At 68.5% G+C, this 10,186-nt stretch carries 2 protein-coding genes; both read right to left on the bottom strand.

Going from position 1 to position 10,186, the window contains the following annotated elements; genetic code table 11:
• Window positions 1-932, bottom strand: a 932-nt coding sequence (locus tag ABZ441_RS33225; RefSeq protein WP_358981087.1) for a beta-ketoacyl synthase N-terminal-like domain-containing protein, incomplete at its 3' end; no start/stop codon positions are given.
• A gap of 64 nt (window positions 933-996) precedes the next feature.
• Window positions 997-10,173, bottom strand: a complete 9,177-nt coding sequence (locus tag ABZ441_RS33220) for a type I polyketide synthase (protein WP_358981085.1) — start codon at window positions 10,171-10,173, stop codon at window positions 997-999.
• Between the last annotated feature and the right edge of the window lie 13 nt (window positions 10,174-10,186).

Genomic DNA, 10,186 nt, shown 5'->3' with positions numbered 1-10,186 from the left:
GTCAGCCCGTTCGACGCACCGTCCTGATTCACCGCCGAACCCCGCACCACAGCCAACACCTGATGCCCGTTACGCACCGCATCCGACAACCGCTCCACCAACAACATCCCGACGCCCTCGGAGAGTCCGGTGCCGTCGGCGCTGCCCGCGAAGGACCGGCAGCGGCCGTCGCGGGACAGGCCCTGCTGCCGGCTGAACTCGACAAACACCTCGGGGGTGGCCATGACCATCACGCCACCGGCGATGGCGAGGGAGCTCTCGTGCCGCTGAAGTGAGTTCACTGCCAGATGCAGGGCCACCAGTGACGACGAGCACGCTGTGTCCACCGTGATCGCCGGGCCCTCGAGTCCCATGGTGTAGGCGATCCGGCCGGAGATCACGCTGTCCGCACGACCGGTGAGCAGATAGCCCTTGACCTCGTCGGGGGCAGCGTTCGAGTCGCCGCCGTAGCCGTGGAAGCTGGATCCCACGAAGACGCCCGTGTGGCTTCCGCGGACCGATGACGGATCGATGCCGGCGCGCTCGAAGAGCTCCCAGGACGTCTCCAGCAGCAACCGCTGCTGCGGATCCATCGCCAACGCCTCACGCGGCGAGATCCCGAAGAATCCGGCGTCGAAGTCCGCGGCGTCGTAGAGGAAGCCGCCCCTGTTCACATACGAGGTGCCGGCCCGCTCCTCCCCGTCCGCGTCGAACAGACCACTCAGGTCCCAGCCGCGGTCGGACGGCACCTCGGAGATCGCGTCCACCCCGCCGGACACCAGTTGCCACAGGTCCTCGGGCGACGACACACCCCCGGGGTACCGGCAGCTCATCCCGACGATCGCCACAGGCTCGTCGGCTGCCGATTCCGCGGCCCGCAGGCGTGCGCGAGTCTCCTTCAGCTCGGCGGTGACACGCTTGAGATAGCCGAAGAGCTTGTCGTCGTTCGCCATGAGTTCTCACCTGGTCCGTTCGTGTCGTACTGCGGTCGGAGGAGACGTGCCGGGGCGCCGAGGGTCAGGCCTCTCCCAGTTCCTCGTCGATGAGCGCGAACACCTCGTCGTGTGAGGCCGTGTCCAGGTCCAGATCCCGTGCGGGTGCCTGCATCACGACCGCCACCGGGCTCACCCTGCGCAGCAACTTCGCCAGTCGCTCCGCCACTTCACTCCGTGTGGGGTCGTCGTCGGGCAAGGCGGCCAAGGCGTTGTCCAGCCGGTCCAGGTCGGACATGAGTGGGTTGGTTTCGGTTGCGTCGCGGCACAGTTCGCCGCGCAGGTACTCGACAAGACCGGTGACGGTCGGGTAGTCGAAGACCAGTCCGGCCGGCAGCTTGCGTCCCGCGACACCGCCGAGCCGATTGCGCAGTTGCACGGCGGTGACCGAGTCCAGGCCGAGCTCCCAGAACGGACGCTTGACGGGTACCGCGTCGGGACCGTCGTGTCCGAGCACTACGGCGGCGTGGGTGCGGACGGTATCGCGCAGCAGCCGTTCCTGTTCCGGGCGGCTGAGGCCCGTGAGCCGTTCGGCCAGGGTCGGGCCCGCAGCAACTGTTCCGGACCGGCCGTCGGTGACCGCACGCTGCTGGAGATGCCGGATCTCGTCCAGGCCGTGCAGCAGTGGACTGGGCCGGGCAGCGGTGTAAGCGAGATAGAAGCGGTCCCAGTCGATGTCGGCGAGGACCACGACGGTGTCGTCCGCGTCGAGCGCCCTGCGCAGCGCCAGCGTCGCGAGTTGCGGAGACATGGCCGGGACGCCGTGCCTGCGGCGCAGCTCGACGACGGCTTCCTTCTCCGCCATGCCCCCCTGGGCCCAGGCCCCCCATGCGATGGAGGTGGCAGCCTGCTTGCGCGCCCGGCGGTGCCACGCGAGGGCGTCGAGGAACGCGTTCCCGGGTGCGTAGTTCCCCTGCCCCGCGGCACCGAACGTGCCCGCGGTGGAGGAGAACAGGACGAACGCCGACAGGTCCAGATGCTCGGTCAACTCGTGCAGGTTCCACGCGGCGCCGGCCTTGGCGCGTAGAGCCGCATCCGCGCGGGGCACCGTGAGCGTGTCCAGGCGTCCGTCGTCCAGTACCGCGGCGGTGTGGAAGACCGCGGTCAGCGGAAACTCGTCCGGTACGTCGGCCAGCGCCGCCGCAAGAGCGTCCCTGTCTCCGGCGTCGCAGGCGACGATGCTGACCCGCGCGCCTGCCTCGACCAGGTCGGCCCGTAGCTCTTCGGCTCCTTCCGCCTCCGGCCCCCGCCTGCTCAGCAGCATCAGGTGCTCTGCGCCGCGCGCGGCCAGCCAACGTGCGACGTGGCCTCCTATGGCGCCGGTGCCACCGGTGATCAGTGCGGTGCCGGTGGGGGTCCACTCGTCGGTGCCGCTGGTGGGGGCGGGCGTGCGCGCCAGCCGTCGGGCGAGCAGACCGGTGGCGCGGACAGCGATCTGGTCCTCGCCGGACTCGCCGGCCAGCAGGCCGCACAGCCGGGTCATCGTCCGCTCGTCGGGATCCGCCGGAACGTCGATGAGCCCGCCCCAGCGGTCAGGAAGCTCTTGGGCGGCCACCCGCCCCAGACCCCACACCAGCGCCTGTGCCGGAACGACCGGGGCGTCATGAGCTCCTGTCGTGACCGCGCCGCTGGTCACGCACCACAGTCGGGCGTCGGCACCCGCCACGTCGAGGGCCTGGATCAGCGCCAGGTTGTCGGCGTAGCCCCGCGGTACCACCGAGGAAGTCGGATGCGGACGTTCGTCCCAGGCGGTCACCGACAGGACCCCACTCACGTCGGGGTACGCGTCGAGCACCGACCGGAGGTGGTCCGCGAGATCCGTGGTCTGCTCGGAGGGCTCTTCCACGGACCCGCGGGAGGGGAGGACGATCGGGACGGCGCTCGCACCTCGACGCTCGATACCGGCCGCCAGGGCGAATACCCGCCGGTCCTCGTCGAAGCCGTCGGGGACGACCAACAGCCAGGTACCGGTGAGATGCGCGGAGCCGGCGTCCGGTACCGGCGTCCACTCGATCCCGTAGCGCCACGAGTCCACGGTGTCCTGCTCGCTGCGCTGCCTGCGCCACGCGGACAGCACGGGCAGCAGGGCGGTGAGCGAGGACTGGATCTCCGCCTCGCCTCCCGCATCCGCTGCGGCGAGGGTGGACGCGAGGCTTTCGAAGTCCTCACGTTCCACTGCGGCCCAGAACTGGTCGTCCATGGTTCCGCCGCCCCGTGCCGAGGGGTCGTCGGACGGTGCGGGCGCGTCCAGCCAGTAGCGCTGCCGATGGAAGGCGTACGTCGGCAGGTCCACCGGTCGGCCGCCTTCGAATGTGGTCGGCCAGTCCACAGCGACCCCTGTCACGAACAGCTCTGCCAGCGCGGTCAACAGCGTGGCCCGGTCGCCCTTGTCACGCCGCAGAGTGCCGGTGGCCACGATCCCGGTCTCGTGGTCCTTCAGCGTCTCCTCGATGCCGTTGATCAGCACCGGGTGCGGGCTGACCTCGACGAACACCTCATGGCCGGATGCCACCAGAGTGTGTGTGACCTGCTCGAACCGCACGGTCTCGCGCAGGTTTCGATACCAGTACTCAGCGTTCGCCTCCTCGGCATCGAGGAGTTCCCCGGTCACGGCCGAGTACATCGGGAGGCCTCCTTGCTGCGGCACTACCGGCCCAGCCAGCTCCAGCAGCGATTCGCGGAGGCGCTCGACCTGCGGGGTGTGCGAGGCGTAATCCACCGGAATACGCCTCGCGCGCACCCCGTCGCTCTCGCAGACGGCCATCAGCTCGTCCAGCGCCCCGGGCTCACCCGCGACGACGGTGGAGTTCGGCCCGTTCACCGTGGCGACACAGATCCGCTTGCCCCACGGCTCGAGCAGGTCCACGACCTGCGTCATCGGCAGCGGGAGCGACACCATGCCGCCCTGCCCCGCCAGCTCCCGCCCTATCAGCCGGCTGCGCAGGGCGACGATCCGTGCGGCATCGGCAAGGGAGAGCACTCCCGACACGCACGCTGCGGCCAGTTCCCCCTGTGAGTGCCCGACCACGGCGTCCGGGTGGACCCCGTAGGACTGCCACACCTGGGCGAGCGAAACCATCACCGCCCACAGCACCGGCTGGACCACGTCGACGCGGTCCAACGACGGCGCATCAGGGTGTTCTCGCAGCACATCGAGCAGGGACCAGTCGGTGTGCTGGCGCAGCGCCGCGGCGCAGCGGTCGATGTGCTCGGCGAAGACCGGGGAGGTGTCGAGCAGGGCGGCTGCCATGCCGGCCCATTGCGAGCCCTGTCCGGGAAAGACGAACACGGTCTTGGACCGGGCCGCGGGGATGCCCTCGACCAGGCCGGCGACGGGTTCACCGTGTTCCAGGGCCGACAGCTGGCGCAGGAAGTCCTCACGCGTACGCCCGACCATCACGACACGATGCCCGAAGGTGGCCCGGGTGGTCACCAGGGAGCGGGCGATGTCGGCGGGAGCGAATTCCGGGTCCGCCGCCACCCACTGGTGCAGGCTGCGGGCCTGCTCCCGCAGGCTCTCGGGACTCCTTGCCGACAGCACCCACGGCACGGGCAGCCCGTCGGAGGCATCGGGTACCTCGGCGGCGGGCTGCTCCTGCAACTGCTCGACGATCACGTGGGCGTTGGTGCCGCTGATACCGAACGACGACACGGCGCCGCGACGGGGTCGGCCCGTCTCCGGCCACGGCACGCTGTCGGCAGCGAGACGCACGGCCCCTTCGGTCCACTCGACGTGCGAGGTGGGCTGCTCGATGTGCAGCGTGCGCGGCACTACGCCGTTCCGCATGGCCATCACCATCTTGATGACCCCTGCGACGCCTGCCGCGGCCTGGGTGTGGCCGATGTTCGACTTCACCGACCCCAGCAGGAAGGGCTGGTCCTCCGGGCGGTCCTGCCCGTAGGTGGCCATCAGGGCGTGGGCCTCGATCGGGTCGCCCAAGGACGTGCCCGTGCCGTGCGCCTCCACCACGTCCACCTCGGACGAGGCCATACCGGCATTGGCCAGCGCCTGACGGATCACCCGCTCCTGAGCGGGGCCACTGGGAGCGGTGAGACCGTTCGACGCCCCGTCCTGGTTGAGCGCCGAGCCACGCAGGACCGCGAGCACCGGGTGTCGGTGACGGCGGGCGTCGGAGAGCCGCTCCACCACCAGCACGCCTGCACCCTCGGCAAAGCCCATACCGTCCGCTCCTGCTCCGAACGCCTTGCAGCGGCCGTCGGGCGCGAGGCCTCCGACCTGGCTGAACTCGACCATCGGTCGCGGTGTCGCCATAGCGGTCACTCCGCCGGCGACGGCCAGGGTGCACTCGCCCTGTCGCAGTGCCTGGGCTGCAAGGTGCAGGGCCACCAGGGACGACGAGCAGGCCGTGTCCACGGTGATCGCCGGTCCCTCGAGACCCAGCGCATAAGCCACCCGACCCGACGCGACACTGTTGGCGCTGCCATTGCCCAGGTATCCCTCGAAGCCACTGAGCAGGTTCGGGAATCGGGCGGCGTAGTCGTTGTAGATCAATCCTGCGAAGACGCCGGTGGGGGTTCCGTGGAGGGTGGTCGGGTCGATGCCCGCGCGCTCGAGGGCCTCCCAGGTGGTTTCGAGCAGGAGCCGTTGCTGGGGGTCCATCGCGAGCGCTTCACGTGGTGAGATCCCGAAGAACTCCGGATCGAAGTCCGCGACATCGTGAAGGAATCCACCGACCCGCTCGTAAACGGTATCCGGGGAGTCCGCAGCACCCAGATCTCCGACAGCCCAGCCACGGTCGGTCGGGTAGGGCGTCATGGCGTCGCGTTCTTCGACCAGGAGCTGCCACAGGTCCTCGGGGGAGCGGACACCGCCGGGGAACCGGCAGCTCATCCCGACGATCGCGATCAGATCGTCATCGGTCCCGGCATTCCCGGCCTGCGCCGTCGGAACGGCCGGCTGCCGGGCCGGTGCATTGTTCAGACCCAGCAGTGATTCCAGCTCGATGGCCAGCGCGGCGGGGGTGGGGTGATCGAAGACCGCAGTCACGGGGAGTTTCAACCCTGTCGCTGTTCCGAGCCGGTTACGGAGCTCGACCGCAGTCAGCGAATCGAAGCCAAGACTCTTGAACGCCCGGTCCGAATCCACCGCGTCCGCGTCACCATGCCCGAGAACGACCGCGGCCTGCGCCCGCACCAACTCCGTCAACACCCGACCCCGATCCGCCACCGACAGCACCGCAAGACGCCCGGCCAGCCCACCACCCCCACCACCGGTATTACTGGCCACCCTCTTGGCCCTCGTGCGCACCAGCCCCCGCAACAGCGGCGGAACAACGTCCTGACCACGCAACCCGGCCACGTCCAGCCGCACCGGCACCACCTGAGCCCGCGGAGACGCAATCGCCGCGTCGAACAACCCGAGCCCCTGCTCCACCGAGAACGCCTTCACACCCATCCGCCCCATGCGGGCCAGATCCGCCCCGCCCAACGCCCCCGTCATCTCACTGCGCTCGGCCCACAGACCCCACGCCAGCGAATGCGCCGGCAACCCCGCCCTGCGACGATGCTGCGCCAACGCGTCCAGGAAGGAATTCGCCGCGGCATAGCTACCCTGACCAGGAGCACCGAAGACACCCGCAGCCGACGAGAACAACACGAACAACGACAGGTCACAGTCCTGAGTCAACTCGTGCAGATGCCACGCAGCATCCAGCTTCGGACGCAAAACCGTGTCCAGACGCTCCGGCGTCAAAGCCGAAACCACCCCGTCATCCAGCACTCCAGCCGCATGCACCACGCCCTTGAGACCCGGTATGCCGGACAGCAGACCAGCAACCGCATCACGGTCACCAACATCACAGGCCACCACCCGCACCCTCGCACCCAGTCCCCGCAACTGCTCGGCACACTCGGCAGCACCAGGCGCGTCGGGGCCACGCCGACCCACCAGAACCAGGTCGGTGACCCCATGCGTGGTGACAAGATGACGGGCGATCGCCCTCGCGACCACTCCCGTACCACCCGTGATCAAAACCGGGCCGTCCCACACCGTCGGCGGAGTCGTCAGGACCACCTTCCCCGTATGCCGGGCCTGACTCAGATACCGGAAAGCCTCCGGCGCCTGGCGCGTATCCCACGCCGTCACCGGCAACGGTGAAAGCACACCCCGCTCGAACAACTCCACCAGATGACCAAGCATCTCCCCCATCCGGTCAGCACCGGCCTCACCCAAATCAAACGCCCGATACCGGACATCAGGCCACCTCTCGGCAACCTCATCGGCATCACGAATATCTGTCTTGCCCATCTCCAGGAACCGGCCACCCGCCGACAACAGGCCCAGCGACGCGTCCACGAACTCCCGTGCAAGACAGTTCAGCACCACATCCACACCATCGAAGCGGTCACCGAACTCCAACGTCCGCGACGACGCGATCCGGTCCGCCCCCACACCCATAGCCCCCACAACCGCCCACTTCGGCTCACTCGCCGTCGCATACACCTCCACACCCAGATGCCCAGCCAGCTGCACCGCAGCCATCCCCACTCCACCCGCGGCAGCGTGCACCAGAAGCGACTCACCCGCACCGATCTCCGCAAGATCCACCAACGCGTAGTAGGCGGTCAGGAACACAGCGGGCACCGTCGCCGCCTGAGCAAAAGACCAACCCTGCGGAATCCGTACGACCATCCGATGATCCGCAACCGCCACCGGCCCCGCATAGGCACCCGTCAGCAGACCCATCACCCGGTCCCCCACCGCCAGAGCATCCACCCCAGGACCCACCTCGAGCACCACACCCGCACCCTCACACCCGAAGAGCGCCTCCCCCTCCGGCACCACACCCAACGCGACCAGCACATCACGGAAGTTGACACCGGTCGCCCGCACACCCACCCGGACCTGACCAGCCCCCAACGGCACCTCAACCGCCGGGCACACGACCAGGGCCAAATTCTCCAAAGTCCCGGCCGTGTTCAGATCCACCGACCACGCCCCAGCCCCCTCAGGAACCGCCAAAGCTCCGCCCTGGACCCGGCTCAGACGCGGAACCGACACCACACCACCCCGGACCGCAACCTCCGGCTCCCCCGAATCGACCGCTCGAGCCAAGGCCTGTGCCAGCACCGGTTCGTGCACCACGTCCACATCGACCTGTGTGAACCGGTCCGGGTACTCCGAGCACGCCGAGCGCACCAGACCCCGAACTGCCGCCTGCACCACGTCAACTCGGGCCCCGGGACCGACAGCCGCCCCACCCCGCGTCACCACGACAAGCCGCGACGCCTCCAACTCCGCACACGCCAGCCACTCCTGCGCCCAACCCAGAACCGACCCCAGCACCTCCCGGGCCTCAGCCACAGAACCCTCCGGACAGACCACCGCCACAACCCCGGGCACCGAAGCACCCTCACGAACCGCCGTCACCACCGACGCCACATCCGCGAAAACAGGCACCTCTCCCGCCACCACCCGGGAATCAACCACCGGGGCAACAACCCAACCCACCTCGAACAACGAATCCGAAACCCCAGCACCATCCGCCACCGTCAACGCTGTCCCGGCAAGCGGGCGTGAGACAAGCTCATCGACGGTGAGGACCGGCAGACCTGCCCGGTCCATCAGCGACACCGAAATCGCGTCCGGCCCCGCCGGCGCCACCCGCACCCGCGCAGCCGTCGCACCCGTCGCATGAACCCGAACCCCGGAGAACGAGAACGGCATCATCCGCTCCCCACCCTCCTCGACCAACACCACCAGACGCGCCTGCAACGCCGCATCCACCAACGCCGGATGCACCGCAAACCCACCAGCCTCGACCGGCAGCTCCACTTCAGCAAACACCTCCTCACCGCGCCGCCACACCGCCCGCAACCCCTGGAACACCGACCCATACGCATACCCCGCCCCCGCGAACTCCTCGTACACGCCCTCAACAGCCACAGGCACCGCACCCACCGGGGGCCACACATCGTCCGGACCCACCGGCTCCTGTGCTGTCGACTGGTCATCGACGCCCAGAACGCCCGTCGCGTGACTCACCCAGTCGGCGTCCTCATCCCCCACCTGATGGAGACGGGAATGGACGCGAACCGCCCGCTGCCCCGACTCATCCTCATCACCCACACTGACCTGCACATCAACCGGCCCGTCATCCCCCGGCAACACCAACGGAGCATGCAGGACCAACTCCTCCAGCAGGTCACACCCCACATACTCACCCGCCCGCAACACCAACTCCAACAACGCCGCACCAGGCACCAGCACCCGGCCCGCCACCGCATGATCAGCCAGCCACGGATGCGACCTGGTCGACAACCGCCCCGTGAACACAAACCCGTCACCACCCGCCAGCATCACACCAGCCGACAACAACGGATGATCCACCACCGACAGACCAGCACCCGACACATCACCAGCACCTCCCACCCCCTCCAACCAGAAACGCTCCCGCTGAAAGGCATACGTCGGCAGATCCACAGGGTGAGCACCCGCACCGTTGAAGACCGATTTCCAGTCGAGTTCGACGCCTCGCACCCAGAGTTCCGCCATCGAAGTCATGAAACGCTGCGGACCACCCTCACCCCGACGCAACGTCCCCACCGCCAGAACATCCTGACCGATTTCCTGGATCGCCCCCGTCAGAACCGGATGCGGACTGATCTCCAGGAACACCGCATCACCCTCGTCCAGCAGACCCTGAACCGTCTCCTGGAAACGAACCGGCTCCCGCAGATTCCGATACCAGTACTCCGCATCCAGGACCTGACCCTCCACCAGGCCGGCCGTCACCGTCGAATACATCGCCACCTCACCCACCCCGGGCGTCACCGACGACGCAAGCTCCAACAACTCCTCCCTAACCCCCTCCACATGCGGAGTATGCGACGCATAATCCACCGCGATCGCCCGCGCCCGCACACCCACCGCCTCCGCAGCCGCCACCACCCCCGCCAACTCCTCCACACCACCAGCCACCACCGTCGACCCCGGACCATTCACCACCGCAACCCACACCCCCTCACACCCCACCAACAACTCCTCAACACGCTCCACCGACGCAGCCACCGACACCATCCCACCCAAACCAGCCAAACCGCCAGCAATCACACCACTCCGCAACGCCACCAACCGCGCCCCATCAGCCAACGACAACGCACCCGACACACACGCCGCCGCAATCTCACCCTGCGAATGCCCCACCACCACCGACGGAACAACCCCCACCGAACGCCACACCTCCGCCAACGAC

This window comes from Streptomyces sp. NPDC005752 (genome assembly GCF_040630715.1).
Classification (GTDB): domain Bacteria; phylum Actinomycetota; class Actinomycetes; order Streptomycetales; family Streptomycetaceae; genus Streptomyces.
Note: the sequence above shows the minus strand (reverse complement) of the source record. Positions and strands in the feature narration are given on the sequence as shown.